Source organism: Variovorax paradoxus NBRC 15149, from assembly GCF_001591365.1.
Classification (GTDB): domain Bacteria; phylum Pseudomonadota; class Gammaproteobacteria; order Burkholderiales; family Burkholderiaceae_C; genus Variovorax; species Variovorax paradoxus.
The window spans coordinates 2,525,817-2,545,386 of sequence record NZ_BCUT01000001.1; the positions used below are offsets into that span (position 1 = coordinate 2,525,817).

Annotated in this window: 19 protein-coding genes and 1 tRNA gene; 14 read left to right on the forward strand and 6 right to left on the reverse strand. The window is 70.0% G+C overall.

Annotated elements, in window-relative coordinates:
• Positions 1 to 4: 4 nt before the first annotated feature.
• From VPA02S_RS11710 to VPA02S_RS11735, 6 genes are all read left to right on the forward strand, one after another.
• The gene (locus VPA02S_RS11710; RefSeq protein WP_012745278.1) at positions 5 to 664 is read left to right on the forward strand and encodes a TRAP transporter small permease subunit; all 660 of its coding nucleotides are present in this window, start codon (positions 5 to 7) and stop codon (positions 662 to 664) included.
• Positions 661 to 1,953 carry a TRAP transporter large permease gene (locus tag VPA02S_RS11715; protein WP_012745277.1) on the forward strand — a complete coding sequence of 431 codons (1,293 nt, stop codon included), beginning with the start codon at positions 661 to 663 and terminating at the stop codon, positions 1,951 to 1,953. Before VPA02S_RS11710 ends, VPA02S_RS11715 begins: the two co-directional genes overlap by 4 nt.
• 25 nt (positions 1,954 to 1,978) lie before the next feature.
• Positions 1,979 to 3,358, forward strand: coding sequence for an amidase (locus tag VPA02S_RS11720; protein WP_012745276.1), 1,380 nt, complete (start codon positions 1,979 to 1,981; stop codon positions 3,356 to 3,358).
• Positions 3,334 to 4,119 (forward strand): 2-keto-4-pentenoate hydratase, encoded by a 786-nt coding sequence (locus VPA02S_RS11725; RefSeq protein WP_244883452.1) that lies wholly within the window; start codon positions 3,334 to 3,336, stop codon positions 4,117 to 4,119. The genes VPA02S_RS11720 and VPA02S_RS11725 overlap by 25 nt, the downstream gene beginning before the upstream one ends.
• Positions 4,120 to 4,202: 83 nt before the next feature.
• Complete coding sequence (locus VPA02S_RS11730; RefSeq protein WP_012745274.1) at positions 4,203 to 4,916, forward strand: 2OG-Fe(II) oxygenase; 714 nt, start codon at positions 4,203 to 4,205, stop codon at positions 4,914 to 4,916.
• Positions 4,917 to 5,105: 189 nt separating this feature from the next.
• Positions 5,106 to 7,052 (forward strand): adenylate/guanylate cyclase domain-containing protein, encoded by a 1,947-nt coding sequence (locus VPA02S_RS11735; protein ID WP_012745273.1) that lies wholly within the window; start codon positions 5,106 to 5,108, stop codon positions 7,050 to 7,052.
• On the opposite strand, the gene VPA02S_RS11740 is transcribed toward VPA02S_RS11735, so the two are convergent.
• A complete protein-coding gene (locus VPA02S_RS11740) occupies positions 7,031 to 9,046 on the reverse strand; it encodes an acetoacetate--CoA ligase (protein ID WP_012745272.1) in 2,016 nt (671 codons plus the stop codon). The genes VPA02S_RS11735 and VPA02S_RS11740 overlap by 22 nt on opposite strands.
• A gap of 99 nt (positions 9,047 to 9,145) precedes the next feature.
• On the opposite strand from VPA02S_RS11740, the gene VPA02S_RS11745 reads away from it, so the two are divergent.
• The 7 genes from VPA02S_RS11745 to fahA are packed head-to-tail and all read left to right on the forward strand — an operon-like array spanning position 9,146 to position 15,336.
• Positions 9,146 to 9,874, forward strand: a complete 729-nt coding sequence (locus tag VPA02S_RS11745) for a TetR/AcrR family transcriptional regulator (RefSeq protein WP_012745271.1) — start codon at positions 9,146 to 9,148, stop codon at positions 9,872 to 9,874.
• Complete coding sequence (locus VPA02S_RS11750; protein ID WP_012745270.1) at positions 9,871 to 10,815, forward strand: ABC transporter substrate-binding protein; 945 nt, start codon at positions 9,871 to 9,873, stop codon at positions 10,813 to 10,815. The genes VPA02S_RS11745 and VPA02S_RS11750 overlap by 4 nt, the downstream gene beginning before the upstream one ends.
• Complete coding sequence (locus tag VPA02S_RS11755) at positions 10,812 to 11,594, forward strand: ABC transporter ATP-binding protein (protein WP_018903340.1); 783 nt, start codon at positions 10,812 to 10,814, stop codon at positions 11,592 to 11,594. The genes VPA02S_RS11750 and VPA02S_RS11755 overlap by 4 nt, the downstream gene beginning before the upstream one ends.
• Positions 11,587 to 12,357, forward strand: a complete 771-nt coding sequence (locus VPA02S_RS11760; protein WP_018903341.1) for an ABC transporter permease — start codon at positions 11,587 to 11,589, stop codon at positions 12,355 to 12,357. Before VPA02S_RS11755 ends, VPA02S_RS11760 begins: the two co-directional genes overlap by 8 nt.
• Positions 12,354 to 13,145: an ABC transporter permease gene (locus VPA02S_RS11765; RefSeq protein ID WP_062363848.1), complete on the forward strand. Its 792-nt coding sequence runs from the start codon at positions 12,354 to 12,356 to the stop codon at positions 13,143 to 13,145. The genes VPA02S_RS11760 and VPA02S_RS11765 overlap by 4 nt, the downstream gene beginning before the upstream one ends.
• Before the next feature lie 39 nt (positions 13,146 to 13,184).
• Positions 13,185 to 13,991, forward strand: a complete 807-nt coding sequence (locus VPA02S_RS11770) for a cyclase family protein (RefSeq protein WP_062363850.1) — start codon at positions 13,185 to 13,187, stop codon at positions 13,989 to 13,991.
• A 19-nt stretch (positions 13,992 to 14,010) separates the two neighbouring features.
• The gene (fahA, locus tag VPA02S_RS11775; protein ID WP_062363852.1) at positions 14,011 to 15,336 is read left to right on the forward strand and encodes a fumarylacetoacetase; all 1,326 of its coding nucleotides are present in this window, start codon (positions 14,011 to 14,013) and stop codon (positions 15,334 to 15,336) included.
• Positions 15,337 to 15,398: 62 nt separating this feature from the next.
• On the opposite strand, the gene VPA02S_RS11780 is transcribed toward fahA, so the two are convergent.
• From VPA02S_RS11780 to VPA02S_RS11790, 3 genes are all read right to left on the reverse strand, one after another.
• Positions 15,399 to 15,474: transfer RNA gene (locus VPA02S_RS11780), tRNA-Gly, on the reverse strand.
• A gap of 54 nt (positions 15,475 to 15,528) precedes the next feature.
• Positions 15,529 to 16,437: an NAD(P)/FAD-dependent oxidoreductase gene (locus tag VPA02S_RS11785; protein ID WP_012745264.1), complete on the reverse strand. Its 909-nt coding sequence runs from the start codon at positions 16,435 to 16,437 to the stop codon at positions 15,529 to 15,531.
• Positions 16,427 to 16,888: an RrF2 family transcriptional regulator gene (locus VPA02S_RS11790; protein ID WP_012745263.1), complete on the reverse strand. Its 462-nt coding sequence runs from the start codon at positions 16,886 to 16,888 to the stop codon at positions 16,427 to 16,429. Before VPA02S_RS11790 ends, VPA02S_RS11785 begins: the two co-directional genes overlap by 11 nt.
• 251 nt (positions 16,889 to 17,139) lie before the next feature.
• On the opposite strand from VPA02S_RS11790, the gene VPA02S_RS11795 reads away from it, so the two are divergent.
• Entirely contained in the window at positions 17,140 to 17,679 is a 540-nt protein-coding gene (locus VPA02S_RS11795; protein WP_012745262.1) for a hypothetical protein, read from the forward strand.
• Positions 17,680 to 17,730: 51 nt separating this feature from the next.
• Here VPA02S_RS11795 and VPA02S_RS11800 read toward each other — a convergent pair whose 3' ends face one another.
• Together VPA02S_RS11800 and boxA are read right to left on the reverse strand one after the other, a co-directional pair.
• Entirely contained in the window at positions 17,731 to 18,174 is a 444-nt protein-coding gene (locus tag VPA02S_RS11800; RefSeq protein ID WP_012745261.1) for a MaoC family dehydratase, read from the reverse strand.
• 10 nt (positions 18,175 to 18,184) lie between these two features.
• The gene (boxA, locus tag VPA02S_RS11805) at positions 18,185 to 19,471 is read right to left on the reverse strand and encodes a benzoyl-CoA 2,3-epoxidase subunit BoxA (RefSeq protein WP_012745260.1); all 1,287 of its coding nucleotides are present in this window, start codon (positions 19,469 to 19,471) and stop codon (positions 18,185 to 18,187) included.
• Between the last annotated feature and the right edge of the window lie 99 nt (positions 19,472 to 19,570).

A 19,570-nucleotide genomic window follows, 5' to 3' on the forward strand; every position in this document is an offset into this window, starting at 1 on the left:
GGCCATGAGCGAGCGGCCGCAGCCCACCGCCGCATCGCCGGAAGAAGCGCCGGCCGCGCCGCGGCACGCCAGCTTCAAGACGCGCGTGGAGACGGTGCTGGCCACCGTCTTCGGGGCGATCTTCCTTGGCCTGTCGGTCATCGTGACCGTCGAGACCGCCGCGCGCAAGCTGTTCAACATCTCGCTGCAGGGCGCGGACGAGCTCGGCGGCTATGCGCTCGCGGTGGGCTCGACCATTGCCTTCAGCCTCGCGCTCATGGGGCGCAACCACATCCGCGTCGACGTGTTCCACGAGAAGTTCCCGGCCCGCGTGCAGGCGCTGCTGAACTGGATCTCGGCGGTGTCGCTGGCCGCGCTCGCGGTGTTCATCGGCTGGGTGGCGTTCAAGGTGATCGGCGACACCATGGCCTACCGCAGCACCGCGCAGACGCCGTGGGCCACGCCGCTGATCATTCCGCAGGGCGTCTGGTATGCGGGGCTCGTGGTCTTCGCGCTGGTGGCCTGCGGGCTCGCGCTGCGCGCCACCCAGCTGCTGCTGCGCGGCGACATCGCGGCGCTGAACACCGACTTCCATCCCAAGAGCGCGAAGGAAGAGCTCAAGGAAGAGCTCGACGACCTCGCGGTGCGCCAGGCCCCGCAGCCCGGCGAAGGAGGCAGGCCATGAACCTCTTCGTCATAGGGCTCGCGTTCCTCGCGATGCTGGGCATGATGCTGGTTGGCATGCCGATTGCCGTTTCGATGGCGCTGGTGGGCATCGTCGGCGGCATCGCGGCCTACGGCGCGCCCTTCATGGACTCGATCGCGCCCGTGGTCTGGGGCGTGCAGAACGAGAACCTGCTGACCTCGGTGCCGCTGTTCGTGCTGCTCGGCGAACTGCTGCTGCGCTCGGGCATTGCCGACCGCATGTACATCGCGCTGTCGGCCTGGCTCGGCCGCCTGCCCGGCGGGCTGCTGCACACCAACATCGGCAGCTGCGCGCTGTTCGCGGCCACCTCGGGTTCGTCGGTGGCCACCGCGGCCACGGTGGGCACGGTGGCGCTGCCGTCGCTGCACCGCCGCGGCTACTCGATGCGCGCCTCGCTCGGAAGCCTGGCCGCCGGCGGCACGCTGGGCATCCTGATTCCGCCGAGCGTGAACATGATCGTGTATGGCTCGCTCACCAACAACTCGATCGGCAAGCTGTTCATCGCGGGCATCATCCCGGGCCTGCTGCTGACCGGCTTCTTCATGCTGTGGATCGCGGGCTCCAGCCTGGCGAGCGGCAACGCGATGCGCGAGCCCAAGGTGCCGCTGAAGGCGCGCATCCGCGCGCTGGTGCACCTGGTGCCGCCGGCGGTGGTGTTCGGCATCGTCATGGGCAGCCTCTACTTCGGCATTGCCACCGCGGCCGAGAGCGCCGCGCTCGGCGTGATTGCGGCGCTGGGCTTCGTGCTGCATTCGGGCAAGCTCAGCTGGGAGCTGATGCGCAACTGCTTCGTCTCGACCGCGCGCGTGAGCGGCATGATCCTCTTGATCGTGGTGGCGGCCTTCGTGCTGAACCTGACGGTGAGCCTCACCGGCGTGGCCGAGGCCATGACCAAGTGGGTCTCGGGCCTGGGCCTGTCGGCCACCGGGCTGATCCTTGCGCTGATGCTGTTCTACCTGGTGCTGGGCATGTTCATGGACGTGCTGTCGATGCAGGTGGCGACCATTCCGATCACCTATCCGATCGCCACCGCGCTGGGGGTCGATCCGATCTGGTTCGGCATCTTCATCGTGCTGATGTGCGAGCTCGGGCTCATCACGCCGCCGGTCGGCATGAACCTGTTCGTGGTGCACGGCATCCGGCCCGACAGGGGCGGCATCGAGGACGCGATCTACGGCGCGCTGCCCTATGCGCTGATCATGATCCTGTTCACCCTGCTGCTGCTGGCCGTGCCGCAGCTGGTGACCTGGCTGCCGGGCCACATGTGAGCCGGGCCACTGCGGCAAGCGCACGATGAAAGCACTCTGGCAACTCACGGCGGCCCAGCTCGCCGAAGGCTTTGGCGCCGGCGCCTTCACGCCGGAGCAGGCGCTCGCGGCCTGCCTGGCGCGCACGGCCGAGGTGAACCCGCGGCTCAATGCGCTGGTGGTGCTCGATGCCGAAGGCGCGGCCGAGGCCGCGGCGCAAAGCACCGCGCGCTGGCGTTCGGGCCGCGCGCTAGGCGCGCTCGACGGCGTGCCCGCCACCATCAAGGACAACCTGCAGGTGCGCGGCCTGCCCACGCACTGGGGCAGCCGCGCGCTGGCCGGCTTTGTCGCCGAGCGCGACGAGCTGCCGGTGGCGCGGCTGCGTGAAGCCGGCGCGGTGATCTTCGGCAAGACCAACGTGCCCGAGTTCACGATGCAGGGCTACACCGCCAACCCGGTCTTCGGGCCCACCGGCAATCCGTGGAACCCGGCGCTCACGCCCGGCGGCTCCTCGGGCGGCGCGGTGGCACTGGTGGCCGCGGGCGGCTGCCCGATCGCGCTGGGCACCGATGGCGGCGGCTCCATCCGCCGGCCCGCCTCGCACACCAACCTCGTCGGGCTCAAGCCTTCGCGCGGCCGCGTGCGGCGCGGCAATGGCCTGCCGCCGATCTTCCTGGACTTCGAGGTGGTGGGGCCGATGGCACGCTGCGTGGACGACGTGGCCGCGGTCATGCGGGCGATCGCGCCGCGCGCGGCGGCCGATGCGCCGCACAAAGCCAAGGCCGCGCGCATCCTCTACCTGCCGCGCTTCGCGGACCACCCGGTGGACCCGCGCATCGCGCGGCTGGTGGATGCCGCGGCCGAGAAGCTGGCCGCGCTCGGGCACGAGGTCACGACGCTGCCGCGCTTCGAACTGGCCGAGGCGGTGAACCAGCGCTGGCCGCTGCTCGCGCAGGTAGGGCTGGCCTGGCTGGTGGACCATCCGCGCGAACTCTGGCCGCGGCCCTTCGATCCCGCGCTGTTCGGCCCCGCGATGCAGGCCAACACCGGGACCGGCCGCGCCGCCTCGGCGCGCGAGCTGTTCGAGCTGCTGTTCGAGGCCGAGCGCCTGCGCAGCGAACTCGCGGGCCTGTTCGAGCAGCACGACTTTTTGCTGACCCCCGCGACCGCGGCGCTGCCCTGGCCCGCGGCCGACACCCATCCGCCGCGCATCGATGGCCGCGAGGTCGGCCCGCGCGGCCATGCGGTGTTCGCGGGCTTCGTCAACGCCCTGGGCCTGCCCGCGATCGCGCTGCCCTGCGGCTTTGCCGAAGGCCTGCCGGTGGGGCTGCAGCTGGTCGCGCGCGAAGGCGGCGACGACGCGCTGCTGGCGCTGGCCCGCGATTTCGAACGCGCCCATCCGTGGCAGCGCTTTCCCGCCCTGTGAGCGCGGCGGCCGGCGGCCTTGCGCCCGCCAGCGCCGCGCACGCGCTGCACCTCGCGCGGCGCGAGGGCCGGCGCGTGCCCTCGGCGCTGCTGCAGACGGCCAGCCGCGCCGAGGCCTATGCCATCCAGGACGCCACGCTGGCGGCGATCGGCCCGGTCGGCGGCTGGAAGGTGGGCGCGCGCGCGCCCGGCCAGGAGCCCACCTGCGCGCCGCTGCCGGCCGAGGGGCTGCTGCCCGGCGGCGTGCGCCTGCAGGGTCCGGCATGGCGGCTGCGCGGCATCGAGGCCGAGGTCGGCTTCCAGCTGGGCGCCGACCTGCCGCCGCGCGCCGCGCCCTACACGCTGGCCGATGTGGCAGGCGCCGTCGAGTCGGTGCTGCCGGTGATCGAGGTCGTCGAGACCCGGCTGGCCGACTGGTTCGGCGCCCATGCCAACGCCCTGCTGGCCGACCTGCTGAGCCATGGCGCGCTGGTGCTGGGGCAGCGCCAGCCCTTCGCGCCGGCCTGGTTCGACCTGCAGCGCGCCGAGGCCGCGCTGCACTTCGACGGGCAGACCGTCGCGCACACCGTGGGCGAGCATCCGAGCCCCGACGCGGGCGCGCTGCTGGTGTGGCTGGCCAACCATTGCGCCGCGCGCGGCGCCGGACTCAAGGCCGGGCAGATCGTCACGAGCGGTTCGTGCACCGGCATGCTGTTCGCGTCGGCGGGCACTGCCGTGCGCGTGGAGATCGGCGAGCTCGCGCCCGTGGCCCTCTCGTTCTGACGTCCTCTTGCGGCATCGCCGCGGCCGGAACCCATGTCCGGAAACAGCGAGCGCCGCGCCCGCGGCGGCCGCACACTTTCGGCATGCCGACCTCTCCTGCCCACATCGTCCGCGCCCTCGACTGGCCCCGCATCGAAACCGAGCTTGCCACGCGCGGCTGCGCAACCACGGGCGTGCTGTTCAGCCCGAAGGAGTGCGCCGCGCTGGCCGCGCTGTATGACGAGCCCGGCCATTTCCGCAGCCGCGTGGTGATGCAGCGCCACGGCTTCGGCCAGGGCGAGTACCAGTACTTCGGCAACCCGCTGCCGGCTCCGGTCGCGGCCTGGCGCAGCGCGCTGTACGAGCGCCTCGCGCCGCTCGCGAACGCATGGGCCGCCGCGATGGGCCAGCCGGCCGACTACCCGGCGGACCACGCGGCCTATCTCGCGCGCTGCCATGCGGCGGGCCAGCTGCGGCCCACGCCGCTGCTGCTGCGCTATGTCGAAGGCGACTACAACTGCCTGCACCAGGACCTGTACGGCGACCTGCAGTTCCCGATGCAGCTCACGGTGCTGCTGAGCCGGCCGGGCGAAGACTTCACGGGCGGCGAATTCGTGCTCACCGAGCAGCGCCCGCGCATGCAGTCGCGCGCCGAGGTGGTGGCGCTCGCGCAGGGCGAGGCGGTGGTCTTCGCGGTCAACCAGCGGCCCGTGGCGGGCACGCGCGGCAGCTACCGCGTCACCATGCGGCACGGCGTGAGCCGCGTGCGCGCGGGGCGGCGGCACACGCTGGGAATCATCTTCCACGACGCGCGCTAGCCAAGCCCGCTTCTTGCGCACGACCGTGCCATGACGCGCGCGGCCCGAAGTCGCGCAAAATCCGCCCTGCACCCCGGGTGCTCGCCATGATTTCCGACAACCAAACGATCGGGGCAGCGAGCGGCCGGATGCGATCCGCGGCCCGACGTGACGGCCGCGGGTGCGTTCGAGTGGTCGACAGGGAGCTGTATGAACAAGAAGAACTCATCCGGGTCTGCGGGTGGGGCGGGAAAGCCGCCTCTCGCATTCTTTGAATTTTCCGCCGCCGTGGCGCGGCTTTCGCGCCGCTTCAGGGTCGACGTGAGCACCATCGTGAGCGCGGTGGCGCTGACGCAGTCGCTGCTGCTGGCCACGCTCGGCTACTGGGGCTCGCAGCGGCTGGTGGCGAAGATCGGCGCCTCCGCGCACGCGGCCAACCACTACCGCACCGAGGACAACATGCTCGCGGTCCTCGCCAAGACCGAGTCGGCGGTCGGTGCGCTGGCCGGCGCGCCCAGCCTCGGCGCCGCGGGCGAGCATGCCCAGCGCACGGCCGAGCTTCTGTGGACCCTGCTGCAGCAGGCGCCCGAGCTCGACAGCCTCTACGTGGCCGACGACACGGGCCAGATGCTGATGGCGCTGCGCTACCCGGTGCCGGCCATCCGGCGCATCGCGCGCGGCGCGGGCACCGGCGAACTCGCCATCGAGACCTGGCAGTACAAGCTGCCGCCCGCGCCCGAGATCGACGCGCAGCAGCGCTTCGCCACGCAGCGCATCGAGTCCTTCCGCAGCGGCTACGACCCGCGGCTGCAGCGCTGGTACCAGCAGGCGCGCCAGATGCAAAGGCCCGTGTGGACCGCGCCCTACGCCTTCGCCGCGACGCAGGAGCTGGGCGTGAGCTATGCCTTGCCCAGCAAGCGCCGCGCGGCCGAAGGCGGCCCCCGGCTGCTGGTGGTGGGCGGCGATGTCTCGCTGGGCCGGCTCTCGCAGTTCGTGCGGCTGTTCGCAAGCGACGGCCGCGGCGACGGCGCCCTGCTGGACGCCGGCGACCAGGTGCTCGCGCGCAGCGACCAGCCCGGCGTGCTGCGCCAGCCCGAGCCGCCCACCGGCGTGCTGGGCGCGCTGCACGCCCAGATGCTGGAGAACCGCACGCCGGACGGCGCGGGCGGCGCGGCCTTCTCGTTCGAGCACGAAGGGCGCGGCTACCTGGCCCAGGCTTCGCGCATTCCTTCGGCCGGCTGGCAGCTGGTGAGCTGGGTGCCCGAGGACTTCGTGCTCGGCGCCCTGCGGCGCGCCGTGCTGTGGTGGCTGCTGCTGGGCCTGGCGCTGCTCGCGGCCGCGCTGTTCGTGTCGCTGCAGCTGTCCAGGCTGGTCACCTCGCCGGTCGAGAAGCTCGCGCAAATCGCGCGCCGCATCGGCCTGCTGGAGCTCGACGACCTGCCGCGCGAGCCGAGCCGCGTGCTCGAGATCCAGAACCTGGACCGGGCGCTGGACGAATCGGCGCGCAGCCTCAGGGCGTTCAGCAAGTTCGTGCCGGTGGACGTGATCAGCCAGCTCGTGGCCGAGGGCCAGGCGCTGGCGCCCAGCGGGTCGCCGCGGCGCATGACCGTGATGTTCACCGACATCGAGGGCTTCACGCGGATCTCCGAATCGATGGAAGCCAATGTGCTGGTGCGCATGCTGACCGAATACTTCAACCTGGCCACCCGCGTGCTGGCGCGCTACGGCGGCGTGGTCGACAAGTTCATGGGCGACGGCATCATGGTGCTGTGGGGCGCGCCCGCCGACCTGAAGGACGCGGAGTACCGCGCCTGCCTGGCCGCGCTGCAGCTGCACATCGAGACGAGTGCGCTCAACCGCAGGTGGCGCGCCGACGGGCTGCCCGAGTTCCGCACGCGCGTGGGGATCCACACCGGCGTGGCGATCGCGGGCGTGCTGGGCTCCAACGACCGGCTGTCCTACACGGCGCTGGGCGACGTGGTCAACGTGGCCAGCCGCATCGAGGGCATCAACAAGCAGCTGGGCACGCACACGCTGATCTCGGAGGTCACCTGCGCGGGCCTGAAGGGCCGGCTGCAGACGCGCCGCATCGACGAGCGGGTGGCGCTGCGCGGCCGCCAGACGCGCATGGTGCTCTACGAACTGCTGATGCCCTGAGAGGCCGCGGCGCGCCGCGCCGCAAACTCCACGTACCAGCCGAGCGAGCCGGGGTTGGCCATGGCCTCGGGGTTGACCACCTTCTGAAGCGGCTGGCCCAGCAGCAGCTTCTTGATCGGCAGCTCCTGCTTCTTGCCCGAGAGCGTGCGCGGGATCTCGGCCACCTGGAAGATGTCGTTGGGCAGGAAGCGCGGCGAGAGCGAGGTCTTGATCGCGTGGTTGATCTTGCCGCGCATCGCATCGTCGAGCGCCACGCCGGGGCGCAGCACCACGAACAGCGGCATGTAGCTTTCGCGGCCCAGGTATTCGAGGTCGACCACCATGGAGTCGAGCACTTCGGGCAGCGCCTCGACGGCGCTGTAGATCTCGCTGGTGCCCATGCGCAGGCCCAGGCGGTTGATGGTGGCGTCGCTGCGGCCGTAGATGATGCAGCCGCCGTCCTCGCCGATCCTGATCCAGTCGCCGTGGCGCCAGACGCCGGGGTAGGTGTCGAAGTAGCTCGACAGGTAGCGCGCGTTGCCTTCGTCGCCCCAGAAGTACAGCGGCATCGATGGGATGGGCCGCGTGCAGACCAGCTCGCCCACCTCGCCGATGACGGGCTTGCCGTCTTCGTTCCAGGCTTCCACCGCATGGCCGATCTGGCGGCACTGCATCTGCCCGGGCACTTCGGGCAGCTCGCGGTTGCCGCCGACGAAGGCGCCGCAAAAATCCGTGCCGCCGGAAATGTTGCACCACCACACGCTGCTCGCGCCCGCGGCCAGCAGCTGCGCCGTGCCCCAGCGCTGCACCTCTTCCGACAGCGGCGAGCCGGTGCTGCCGAGCGCGCGCACGCGCGACAGGTCGCCGCACTCGGCCGCGACCACGCCGGCCTTCATGCAGTTGGTGAAGTAGGCCGCGCCGGCACCGAAGAAAGTGATGCGGTGCTTCGCGACGAAGCGCCACAGCACGGCCCAGTCGGGCTTCTCCTTGCTGCCGGCCGGATGGCCGTCGTAGATGACGATGGTCGCGCCGAAGGCCAGGCCCGCGAGCTGGCAGTTCCACATGACCCAGCCGGTCGAGCTGTACCAGTGGAAGCGCTCGTCGAAGTTGTTGGCGCCGTAGCTCGCGCCGATGTCGTTGTGCAGGCCGCAGGCGTACATCGTCATGATGATGCCGCCCTGCCCGTGCACGATGGGCTTGGGCAGGCCGGTGGTGCCGCTCGAATAGACGATCCAGATCGGGTGGTCGAAGGGCAGCCATTCGGGCTCGAAGGCCGCCACCTCGGCGTCGCGGCGCGCGCTGGCGGCCTGCCAGTCGGCGTCGGCGGCGAGCTGCTGCGCGGCATGGGGCGTCCGCAGCAACAGCAGCTTCTGCACGCTGGGCAGCGCATCGCGCAGCTCCTGCACCACCGCGCTGCGGTCGATGGGCTTGGCACCGTAGTGCACGCCGTCGGCGGCGATCAGCAGCTTGGGCTCGATCTGGCGGAAACGGTCGACCACGGCGGCCGTGCCCATGTCGGGCGCGCACACGCTCCACACCGCGCCGATGCTCGAACACGCGAGAAAGGCCACCATGGTCTCGGGCACATTGGGCAGGTAGGCGGCCACGCGGTCGCCGCGCTGCACACCCAGCGACTTGAGCGTGAGCGCCACCGAGGCCACCTGCCGGCGCAGCTCGGGCCAGGGCATCTCGCGCACTTCGCCCAGCTCGTTGTCGCTCACGATGGCCGGCAGGCCGGCCGCATGCGCCGCATCGGCATGGCGCAGCACCTCGCGCGCGTAGTTGACCTCGGCGCCCGGAAACCACGTGGCGCCGGGCATGCGGTCGTCGGCCAGCACCGCCGTGTGCGGCGTGGGCGACACGATGCCCATGTAGTCCCAGATGCTCTGCCAGAAGGCGTCGAGATCGGTCACGGACCAGCGCCACAGCGCGTCATAGGTGTCGAAGGACAGGCCGCGCTGCTCGCGCAGCCAGTCCTGGTAGAGGCGGATCTGGGGAATGTTGGGAGCGGGCATGCACCGAGCCTAATGCCGCATTCCGCGCCGTTCAACCGGGTTTGACCTCAGGGTTTGTACGCGTGTTCAATAGTTTTGTACAGACGTTCAATACGCCCGATGAACACCCGCACCCCGCCCGCCAGGCGAAGCGCCCACCGCGCCCCGGCCGCCGCTGCCGAAGCCGCCCGGCCCGATCGGCGCCACGCCATCCTGCTGGCGGCGGAAAAGCTTTTTGCGCAGCACGGCTACCACGCGGTCACCATCCGCCAGATCGCCGAGGAAGCGGGCGTGCCGCTGGCGCTGGTGGGCTACTACTTCGGTCCGAAGCACGAGCTCTTCCACGCGATCTTCGAGCACTGGAGCCACAGCATCGAGGAGCGGCTCGCGGGCCTGAAGGCCGTGGATAACGACCCTGACGACGCGCGCACGCTGCCTCGCATCATCGAGGCCTTCACCGGGCCGGTGCTGGCGCTGCGTGCGAGCGCCGAGGGCGAGTACTACGCGCTGCTGGTGGCGCGCGAGCTCTATCACGCCACCGAGGAAGCCGACCGCGTGCTGCGCGGCTACTTCGACCCGCTGGCCGAGGCCTACATCGACGCGCTGCACGTCGCGCTGCCGCATGCCACGCGCGGGCAGGCCGCCTGGGGCTACCAGTTCTCGCTCGGGGCGCTGCTGCACCACCTGAACGACAGCCGCATCGAGCGGCTCTCGCGCGGCGAGAACCGGCGCAGCGATCCGGCCGTGGCGCCGATGCTGGTGAACTTCATCGTCGGCGGGCTGCGCGCCGCGCTGCCGCGACCCAAGGCCCCGCAGAAGAAAACCACCCCCAGGAGACAGAAGACATGATGAAACGACGCACCCTGCTGTCGGCGCTGGCCGCCGCCTCGGCCGCCGCGGCGCTGCCCTCGCGCGCGCAATCGAACCCGAAGATCGTGTTCGGCTACACGGCCGTGTCCGACTTCGCCTCGGTCTTCGTGGCCGCGGAAGAGGGCTACTTCAAGAAGCGCAATCTCGACGTCGAGCTCAAGTTCATTCCGCTCAACTCCACCATTCCCGCGGCGCTGCAGTCCGACTCGCTGCAGATCGGCGGGCCCACGCCCTCGGTGTTCCTGCAGGCGGTGGACGGCGGGCTCGACCTGGTGCTGGTGGCCGGCGGCGGGCTCACGTCCAAGACCATCACGGGCTTCGGCCTGGTGGCGCGCGCCGGCTCGGGCATCAAGGGGCCGCAGGACTGCGTGGGCAAGAAGATCGGCGTGCCGGGGCTCGGCGCGTTCCTGCACGTGACCTTCCGTGCCTGGCTCAAGGAGAGCGGCGTGGACTACCGCAAGGTCAACTTCGTCGAGGCCTCGTTCCCGCAGCATGCCGACCTGCTGCGCGGCGGCTCGGTCGACGCGGTGGTGTCGGCCGACCCGTTCATGAGCCGCATCACCGAAAGCGGCGCGGGCTACGTGGCCTCGTACTACTCCACCTTCCTGCCCGAGAACAACCAGACCATCGTGCATGCGGCCAAGCGCGAATGGGTGTTGAAGAACCCGGGCGCCGCGCGCGCGTTCCGCGAGTCGCTGGTCGAGGCCGCGGCCTTCATGCAGCAGCCCAAGAACGACGCCAAGGTGCGCGCGGCCATCGGCAAGTACATCAAGCTGCCGCCCGAAGTGCTCGCGAAGATCCAGATCTCGCCGCCCGGCGCCACGGTGAGCGAGAAGCAGCTGGGCTACTGGGTCGGCCTGATGAAGGACCAGGACATGCTCAAGACCTCCATCGACGTTGCGAAGCTGATCGCCAAGTGAGCACGGCCGCCGACTTCCTTCGCTTCGACGGCGTCGCGATCCGGCTCGGCGGACGCGAGATCCTGTCGCCCACCTCGTTCGACGTGGCGCGCGGCGAGTTCGTCTGCATCGTGGGGCCGAGCGGCTGCGGCAAGACCACGCTGCTGCGCGCGGCCAGCGGCCTGGTCGCCGCGAGCGCCGGCGAGGTGCGGCGCAAGGGCGTGAAGATGAGCGAGCCGTCGCGCGAAGTGGCCTTCGTGTTCCAGGACTACGGCCGCGCGCTGCTGCCCTGGCGCACGGTCGAAGGCAACGTGAGCCTCGCGCTCGAAGCGGCTGGCGTGCCTGCGGCCGAGCGCGCGCCGCGCATTGCCGAGGTGCTCGGCAAGGTCGGCCTCGCGAAGCATGCGCAGAAGTTTCCGGTGCAGCTTTCGGGCGGCATGCAGCAGCGCGCGCAGATTGCCCGCTGCCTCGCGCAGAAGCCCGAGCTCATGATGATGGACGAGCCCTTCGGCGCGCTCGATGCGCTCACGCGCCAGAGCCTGCAGGACGAGCTCGCGCGGCTGGTGCGCGACGACGGGCTCACGGTGCTGTTCGTCACGCACGATCTCGAAGAGGCCATCTACCTGGGCGACCGCGTGATCGCGCTGCAGGCCAACCCCGGGCCGGGGCGGCCCAGCCTGGCGCGGATGATCGACGTGAAGATTCCGCGGCCGCGCGACCAGCTCACGACCAAGGAGCATCCGGAATACCTGCAGCTGCGACGCGAACTCTTCGCCTTCATCGAGCAAAGCCATGACTGAACGCCGCCTCCTGCGCTGGCTGCGGCCCTGGGTCTTTCCGGCCCTGCTGGTCGGCGCCTTCGAGTGGTATGCGCGGCGCGCAGCCGCCTTGGGCAGCGATGCGCTCGCCCCGCCGAGCGCGGCGGCCCGGGCCTTCATGGGCGCGGCACTCGATGGCTCGCTGTGGCAGGCGACGGGCTTCACGCTGGGCACGGCCGCGCTCGGCCTGCTGCTGGGTGCGGTGCTGGGCATTGCGCTGGGCCTGGTGCTCGGGCTCTCGCGCCGCGCGGCGCAGCTCGGCTCGCTTTCCATCGAGGTGCTGCGGCCCGTGCCCTCGGTGGCGCTGATTCCGCTCGCGATGCTGACCTTCGGTTTCGGCGTGCGCATGGAACTGGCCATCGTCGCCTTTGCCACCTTCTGGCCGCTGCTGGTGCTGGTGCAGTCGGCGGTGCAGCAGATCGAACCGCGGCTGCTCGAGGTGAGCCGCGTGCTGGGGCTCTCGGCGCGCGAGCGTGCCTTCAAGATCGTGCTGCCGGCCATCGCGGCGCGCCTGTTCGTGGCGCTGCGCCTCGGCGTGGCGGTGGCGCTGGTGGTGGCCGTCACGGTGGAGATCGCGGCCAATCCCAATGGCATGGGCTACGCGATGATGATCGCGCAGCAGAGCTTCGACCCCGCGCTGATGCTTGCGTGGCTGGGCTGGATCGGCGTGGTGGGCTTTGCGGTCAATGCGGGCATGGTGCTGCTGCAGCGCGTGGTGGCTCGGCGCATGGGGGTGCTGCCATGAACGGCAACGGCCGCGTTGGCATCTTGGTGAACCGGCTCGGCTCGCTCGCCGTGCTCTTTGCATTGATTGCGCTGTGGTGGATGGCGAGCAACGCGGGCTGGGTGAGCCGCGTGTTCCTGCCGACACCGCAGGCCACCTTCGCCAGCCTGCTCGAAGGCCTCAACCTCCGCGGCCCGAACAGCAACGGCGAACTGCTCGCCTTCACGCAGGCCACGGTCGGCCGCATGCTGCAGGGCTGGCTGCTGGCGTCGCTGTTCGGCGTGCTGCTGGGCGCGGCCATCGGCGTGTCGCCCGCGGTGCGCGCGTGGGTGCAGCCGACGCTCGAATTCATTCGCCCGCTGCCCGCCTCCGCGCTGCTGCCGCTCGCGATCTCGATCTTCGGGCTGAACCCCGGCATGGTGCTGTTCGTGGTGGCCTTCGGCGCGATGTGGCCGGTGCTGCTGGCCACGGTGCACGGCTTCGCGGCCGTGGAGCCGCGGCTCTCGGAAGTGGCGCGCTGCCTGCAGATGTCGCGCGCGGCCTTTGTCTGGAAGATGGGCCTGCCCAACGCCATGCCCGACATCCTGGCCGGCATGCGGCTTGCGCTGACCATTGCGCTGATCGTCGCGGTGGTGGGCGAAATGATCGCCTCGCAAAGCGGCCTGGGCCAGGCCATTTTGCTGGCCGCGCGCGCCTTCCGCTCGAGCGACCTGTTCGCCGGCATCGTGCTGCTCGGGCTGATCGGCTTCGCGAGCAATGCGCTGCTGGCCTTTGCAGAAAAGCGGCTGCTGCGCTGGCAGCAGCCCTGACGCCCTCCCTCACACCCCCATTCCACAAGGAGCCCCGCCATGCCACGCAAATTCGTCGACCTTTCGATCTTTCTCGAAAACGATGTGCTGTCCGATCCGCCGGCCTTCGCGCCCAAGATCCAGTACTTCACGCACGAGCAGACCTACGAGCAGATCGAGCCCTTCTTTCCGGGCCTCAAGAAAGAAGACCTGCCCGACGGCGAAGGCTGGGCCGTGGAGCTGGTGCAGCTGTCGACGCACAACGGCACGCACCTCGATGCGCCCTATCACTTCCACTCGACCATGGACAAGGCGCTGGGCGAGAAGAAGCCCGCCATCGCGATCCACGAGGTGCCGCTCGAATGGTGCTTCCAGCCCGGCGTGAAGCTCGACTTCCGCCACTTTGGCGATGGCTACGTGGTCACGGCCGGCGACGTCGAGGCCGAGCTCCAGCGCATCGGCCACACGCTGAGCCCGCTGGAGATCGTGGTGGTGAACACGCGCGCGGGCTCGCGCTACGGCCACAACGACTACGTCTCGGCCGGCGCGGGCATGGGCTACGAGGCCACCATGTATTTGCTGGAGCGCGGCGTGCGCCTCACGGGCACCGACGCCTGGAGCTGGGACGCGCCTTTCGTGCACACCGCCAGGAAGTACGGCGAGACGCACGACGCCTCGCTGATCTGGGAAGGCCACAAGGCCGGCCGCGACATCGGCTACTGCCACATCGAGAAGCTGCACAACCTCGAGGCGCTGCCGCCCACGGGCTTTTTCATCAGCTGCTTTCCGCACAAGATCCGCGGCGCATCGGCCGGCTGGACGCGCGCGGTGGCGATCTTCGACGATGCGCTGATGGCGTCGGCCTGAAACGCGGGAGGCCAGGGCCATGAATGCCGCGCTCAACCACACGCACGACGCCAACGCCAGGAGCTGGGTCGCCGCTGCCAACACGGAAGGCACCGACTTTCCGATCCAGAACCTGCCCTACGCGGTGTTCCGCCGCACCGGCAGCCCGCAGCCCTTTCGCGGCGGCGTGGCCATTGGCGACCAGGTGCTCGACATGGCCGCGCTCTCCGCGCGCCAGCTGCTCGACGGACTCGCGCTCGACGCGGCCCGGGCTGCCGCGCTGCCCACGCTCAACGATTTCTTCGCGCTCGGCGGCACCGCCTGGCGTGCGCTGCGCCACGCGGTGTTCGCCTTGCTGCGCGACGACACACCGGCCGCCACGGTGAAGGCCATGCGCGAATGCCTGGTGCCGCAGGCCGAGGTCGAATACACCTTGCCCGCGCGCATCGGCGACTACACCGACTTCTACACCTCCATCGACCATGCGCTGAACATCAGCCGCCTGATGAACCCCGAAGGCGACGTGACGCCCAACTTCCGCTGGATTCCGACGGCCTACCACGGGCGCGTGTCGACCATCGGCATCAGCGGCCAGCGCTTTCACCGCCCGATGGGGCAGACCATGGCGCCGGGCGCCAAGGCGCCCACCTTCCACGCCTGCGCGCGGCTCGACTACGAGCTCGAGCTTGGCATCTGGATCGGCGAAGGCAATGCGGCCGGCGAACCGATTCCGCTCGAACGCGCGGAAGAGCACATCTTCGGCATCTGCCTGCTCAACGACTGGTCGGCGCGCGACATCCAGTTCTGGGAGATGGCGCCGCTCGGTCCCTTCCTTGCGAAGAATTTCGCGACCACCATCTCGCCGTGGATCGTGACGATGGAGGCGCTCGCGCCCTACCGCCAGGCCTGGACGCGGCCCGCAAACGAGCCCCAGCCGCTGGCCTACCTCGAAAGCGGCGGCAACCGCGAAAGTGGCGCGATCGACATCCGGCTGGAGGTCTGGCTCGAAAGCGAGAGGGCGCGCAACGAGGGGAGCGGGCCTTCGCGCCTGTCGCGCACCAGCTTCAGGCACCAGTACTGGAGCGTGGCACAGATGGTGGCGCACCACACGGTGGGCGGCTGCAGCCTGAACCCGGGCGACCTGTTCGGCAGCGGCACCATCTCGGGACCGGGGCCGGGCGAGGCCGGCGCGATCATCGAGCTGACGCGCGCCGCGCAAGACCCGGTCACGCTGGCCAACGGCGAGCAGCGCGGCTTCCTGGAAGACGGCGATGCGGTGCTGCTGCGCGGCTGGTGCGAGAAGCCGGGCCATGCGCGCATCGGCTTCGGCGAAAGCCGCGGGACGGTGCTGCCCGCCAAGGGCTGAAGGCATCCATCCGGCGCGCCAAAAGAAAAGGCCACCGGTGAGGTGGCCTTTTGCATGAAATGTGGAGCGGGAAAAGAGTCTCGAACTCTCGACCTCAACCTTGGCAAGGTTGCGCTCTACCAACTGAGCTATTCCCGCATTTCGAGCCGCAGATTATAGCCTGGTTTTTTCAGGCTTTCTTCGGCTCTTCGCTCAGTGGCCGAACACCGAGGCACGGTGCAGCGAAATGCCGGCCATCACGCCATCGGCCGAAGCCATCGTGGCGTTGTGGAACATCATGGCCGCATCCCCGGCCGCGAACACGCCGGGCACCGTGGTCATCTTCATGGCGTCGGTGCGGATCAGCGGGCCGAAGCCGCCCTCGTCGATCGCGCATCCGAGCTGCTCGGCCAGCGGGCTCGACAGCCGCGTGCGCGGCACGAGGAACATCGCATCGAGCGACACGCGCCGGCCGTCCGCGAATCGGACGCCCGAGAGCTCGGTAGGCGACGGCCCCTCGAGCGCCGCGATGCGGCCCGGCTCGATCGCCACGCCGCGCGCCTGCAGCCTCGCGCGCGTCTCGTCGTCCACCGTGTTGTTGCCGTTGAGGAACAGCGTGGCCGATCCCCATTCGGCGAACAGGATCGCATGCTCGGGCGCATGCGGCCGCTCGATCAGGATGCCCAGGCGCCGGCCGCTGACTTCATAGCCGTGGCAGTACGGGCAGTGCAGCACGCTTCGGCCCCAGCGTTCGCGCACGCCCTCGATCTCAGGAAAGCCGTCCTCGACGCCGAAGGCGAGCACGATCCGGCTGGCCGTCAGCGGCGCGCCGCCGCCTTCGAGCGAAACAGCGAACCCGCCCGCGCCGTCGGCCCGCGCCTCGGCAACGCGGCCCTCGACGAAGCTGGCATTCGGATACGCGAGCACCTTGGCGCGCGCATCGGCAATCATCTTCAGCGGCGGCGTGCCGTCCTGCCCGAAGAAGCCGTGCGAGGCCGCGGCGAAGCGGTTGCGCGGCGCGCCCGCATCGACGATGCAGACCGTTTTTCGCGCGCGCGCAAGCTGCAGGGCAGCGGAAAGGCCGGCAAAGCTGCCGCCCACGACCAGAGCGTCATAGTGCATGTTCGATGTCCTTGCGAGTAAAGCCGCCGCCCGTCATGCGGCGATGAAAATCCCTGGAAAGATCGGCCAGCGTGATGCTGTTGAAACGCTCGAGCAGCAGGGCCTCGGCCTCGCGGCAGGCGCCGTCGAGCGCCGCATTCACGGCCTGCTCGACGATGCAGCCCGGGCTCTCGGTGCGGTTGCCCATGGCCAGCAGCGCCGGAGATCCCACCGCCTGGTGGATGTCGCCGAGCGTCACGGCATCGAGCGGGCACGACAGCACCCAGCCGCCGCCATGGCCCTTGGCCGAACTCACGAAGCCCGCCTCGCGCAGGCCTGCCATGACCCGGCGCACCACGACGGGATGGGTCTGCATGGCCATGGCCAGCGATTCGGAGGTGACGGGCCCCTCCATCTCGGCCATGTGCAGCAGTGCGTGGAGAACACCTGAAAGCTTGCTGTCTCGTTTCATGCAACATTATTAGTTGCGTGAAATCGGAAGCGCTCGAGAGGGCTGCATTTGACCCTGCGGGCATTGCGGTTGCCTTCCCCCGGGGAGGGGCGCGCCGCCTAACGCACGACCCCCCATTCCGGACGACGGAGGCGTCCCACACGCGCCGGGGGCCACCTCGCACACGGCGACATGTGCGCAGGTGGTCACGGTAGCGACCGAACTGGCCCAAAGCCGGTTCAGGGACCATTCAACGAAAGGAAAAGTCACCTATGAAGCAGCAACAACACAAATCCCTTTTCGTCGGCGCCTTGCTCGCAGGCCTTCTTGCCATGAGCGGCTTCGCACAGGCACAGAGCGTAGGCGTTGGCGTGGGCGTGAATGCCGACGTCAACACATCGGGCAGCGCGACCGCGCCCCAACGCCAAGGCGCCGCGGGCGCCGGTGCACGCACCGAGGGAAGTGCCGGCGGCAGTGCCGCCACGAATGCCGGCGTGCAGCCGGTCGAAGTCCCCGGCAAGGCCGCAGGCGGGCTGGGCAACACCCTGGGCGGCGTGGTCGGCGGCGCGACGGGTGCGGTCGGCGGTGCCACCAACGCAGTCGGCGGTGCGACCAGCGCCGTGGGCGGTGCCACCAATGCCGCGACTGGCGCGGCCGGCAACGTGACCGGCGCGACCAATGTCGTCGGTGACACGGTGGGCGGCGTGACCGGTGCCGCAGGCTCGGCCGGCGGCGCGCTGAAGGCACCGGCCGTGGGCGCCAAGGCCAGCGGCAAGGCCAAGGGATCCGGCGCGGTCGACGTCAAGAAATAAGCACTTCGCTCAGGGAAAGAAGCCCGCGGTGCGCCTGCGCCGCGGGCTTTTTCAATGGCTTGCTTCCAGCCTGAACAGGCTGGTCACTTCCACGTCGAGCACCATCAGCTCGCGCTGGTTGAAGAGCCGCCAGCGCCAGCGCAGGATGCCGAGCGTGGGCCGCTTTTCGGAGCGCCGCGCCTCGATGACGTCGGCCACCAGCCGCAAGGCATCGCCGGGCCGCACCGGATGCGGCCAGCGCACATGCTCGAGCCCCGGCGAGGCAAAAGATTCCGAGCCCCTGAGCGCGGCATCGACCACGAGCCGCATCGCGATCGAGCAGGTGTGCCAGCCGCTCGCGATCAGCCCGCCGAAGGCGCTGTCCGCCGCGGCGACGGCGTCGGTGTGGAACCACTGCGGGTCGTAGGCCTGCGCAAAGCCGATGAGCTCCGCTTCGGACACGACATAGGGTCCGGCCTCGATGACCTGGCCGGGGTGGAAGTCGGCGAACTTCATTCGCCGCAGCTTAATAGGTTTCGAGGTGCAGGCGGCCTTCGCGCTTCAATGCGGCACCCACGGTGTCCCAGTCCAGGCCCGCTTCCTTCGCCACGTCGCGCAAGGCAAGCACCACGCCCTCTTCCATGCTCTTGAGCCCGCATACGTAGAAGTGGCTCGCACCGTCCTTCAGCAACGCGGCCAGGTCGGCGGCGCGTTCGCGCATCAGGTCCTGCACGTAGCGCCTGGGTTGGCCCGGCGTGCGCGAGAACGCGAGGTTGATGTCGATGAAGTCCTTGGGCAGCGACTGCAGCGGCCCGAAGTACGGCAGCTCCTGCTGCGTGCGCGCGCCGAAGAACAGCATGAGCTTGCCGCCTTCGAACTTGCCGCTCTTGCGCAGGCGCCGGCGCCATTCGGTCATGGCGCGCATCGGCGCGCTGCCGGTGCCGGTGCAGATCATCACGATGTGCGACCTGGGATGGTTCGGCATCAGGAACGAGGAACCGAAGGGCCCCACCACCTGCACCGTGTCGCCGACCTTCAGGTCGCAGACGTAGTTGGAGCACACGCCGCGCACCGGGTCGCCCTGGTGGTCTTCGGTCACGCGCTTCACGGTGAGCGACACGTTGTTGTAGCCGGGCCGCTCGCCGTTGCGCGGGCTCGCAACCGAGTACTGGCGCGCATGGTGGCGTTTGCCGATGGCATCGACGCCCGGCGGCACGATGCCGATCGACTGGCCTTCGAGCACCGGGAACGGCACCACGCCGAAGTCGAGCACGATGTGGTGGGTCTCGCTGTCGAAGCCCGCCTCGGTGCAGTTGAAGTTGCCCACCACGGTGGCCGTGGTCGGCGACTTCGGCGCAAAGAGGTTGGTGTAGGCGTGCGCGGCCGACCAGGGCGGCACGGTGGCGCCGTACTGGGCCGAGTTGAAGACCGGCTCGATGGCGTCGACGGCGGTCTGGCTCGATGCGGGCGCGGCAGCCGGCGCGGCTTCATCGCCGGCCTCGGAGGCGGAAACGCCCGCGGCCTCGAGCTCCTCGGGCGTGAGCTCCGCGGGCAGCGATTCCCAGCTGAGCTGTTCCTCGATCGTGTAGGCACGCACCAGCGGCATGGTGCGCCAGTTGTCGATCGAGCCCGTGGGGCACGGCGAGATGCAGGCCATGCAGCCATTGCAGATGTCGGCGCGCACGACGTAGTTGTTGTCGTCGTGCGTGATCGCGTTGACGGGGCAGGTGGCCTCGCAGGTGTTGCAGCGGATGCAGATCTCGGGGTCGATCAGGTGCTGCTTGATGACCCCGGCTTCAACGGCCATGTCCATGTTGTTCTCCTAGAGCCCTCCCCTTTCGGGGGAGGGTTGGGTGGGGGCTTGCGGCGCTTGTCGTGGTCGCGCTGCTGGCCCCCATCCCAGCCTTCCCCC

Excerpts from the sequence above, each read along its gene's own strand:
- VPA02S_RS11750 (WP_012745270.1), top strand. The coding sequence starts at position 9,871 with ATGATGAAACGACGCACCCTGCTGTCGGCGCTGGCCGCCGCCTCGGCC.
- fahA (WP_062363852.1), top strand. The coding sequence starts at position 14,011 with ATGAATGCCGCGCTCAACCACACGCACGACGCCAACGCCAGGAGCTGG.
- VPA02S_RS11770 (WP_062363850.1), top strand. The coding sequence starts at position 13,185 with ATGCCACGCAAATTCGTCGACCTTTCGATCTTTCTCGAAAACGATGTG.
- VPA02S_RS11790 (WP_012745263.1), bottom strand. The coding sequence starts at position 16,888 with ATGAAACGAGACAGCAAGCTTTCAGGTGTTCTCCACGCACTGCTGCAC.
- VPA02S_RS11785 (WP_012745264.1), bottom strand. The coding sequence starts at position 16,437 with ATGCACTATGACGCTCTGGTCGTGGGCGGCAGCTTTGCCGGCCTTTCC.
- VPA02S_RS11765 (WP_062363848.1), top strand. The coding sequence starts at position 12,354 with ATGAACGGCAACGGCCGCGTTGGCATCTTGGTGAACCGGCTCGGCTCG.
- VPA02S_RS11720 (WP_012745276.1), top strand. The coding sequence starts at position 1,979 with ATGAAAGCACTCTGGCAACTCACGGCGGCCCAGCTCGCCGAAGGCTTT.
- VPA02S_RS11800 (WP_012745261.1), bottom strand. The coding sequence starts at position 18,174 with ATGAAGTTCGCCGACTTCCACCCCGGCCAGGTCATCGAGGCCGGACCC.
- VPA02S_RS11740 (WP_012745272.1), bottom strand. The coding sequence starts at position 9,046 with ATGCCCGCTCCCAACATTCCCCAGATCCGCCTCTACCAGGACTGGCTG.
- boxA (WP_012745260.1), bottom strand. The coding sequence starts at position 19,471 with ATGGACATGGCCGTTGAAGCCGGGGTCATCAAGCAGCACCTGATCGAC.
- VPA02S_RS11760 (WP_018903341.1), top strand. The coding sequence starts at position 11,587 with ATGACTGAACGCCGCCTCCTGCGCTGGCTGCGGCCCTGGGTCTTTCCG.
- VPA02S_RS11730 (WP_012745274.1), top strand. The coding sequence starts at position 4,203 with ATGCCGACCTCTCCTGCCCACATCGTCCGCGCCCTCGACTGGCCCCGC.
- VPA02S_RS11710 (WP_012745278.1), top strand. The coding sequence starts at position 5 with ATGAGCGAGCGGCCGCAGCCCACCGCCGCATCGCCGGAAGAAGCGCCG.
- VPA02S_RS11795 (WP_012745262.1), top strand. The coding sequence starts at position 17,140 with ATGAAGCAGCAACAACACAAATCCCTTTTCGTCGGCGCCTTGCTCGCA.
- VPA02S_RS11745 (WP_012745271.1), top strand. The coding sequence starts at position 9,146 with ATGAACACCCGCACCCCGCCCGCCAGGCGAAGCGCCCACCGCGCCCCG.
- VPA02S_RS11735 (WP_012745273.1), top strand. The coding sequence starts at position 5,106 with ATGAACAAGAAGAACTCATCCGGGTCTGCGGGTGGGGCGGGAAAGCCG.
- VPA02S_RS11715 (WP_012745277.1), top strand. The coding sequence starts at position 661 with ATGAACCTCTTCGTCATAGGGCTCGCGTTCCTCGCGATGCTGGGCATG.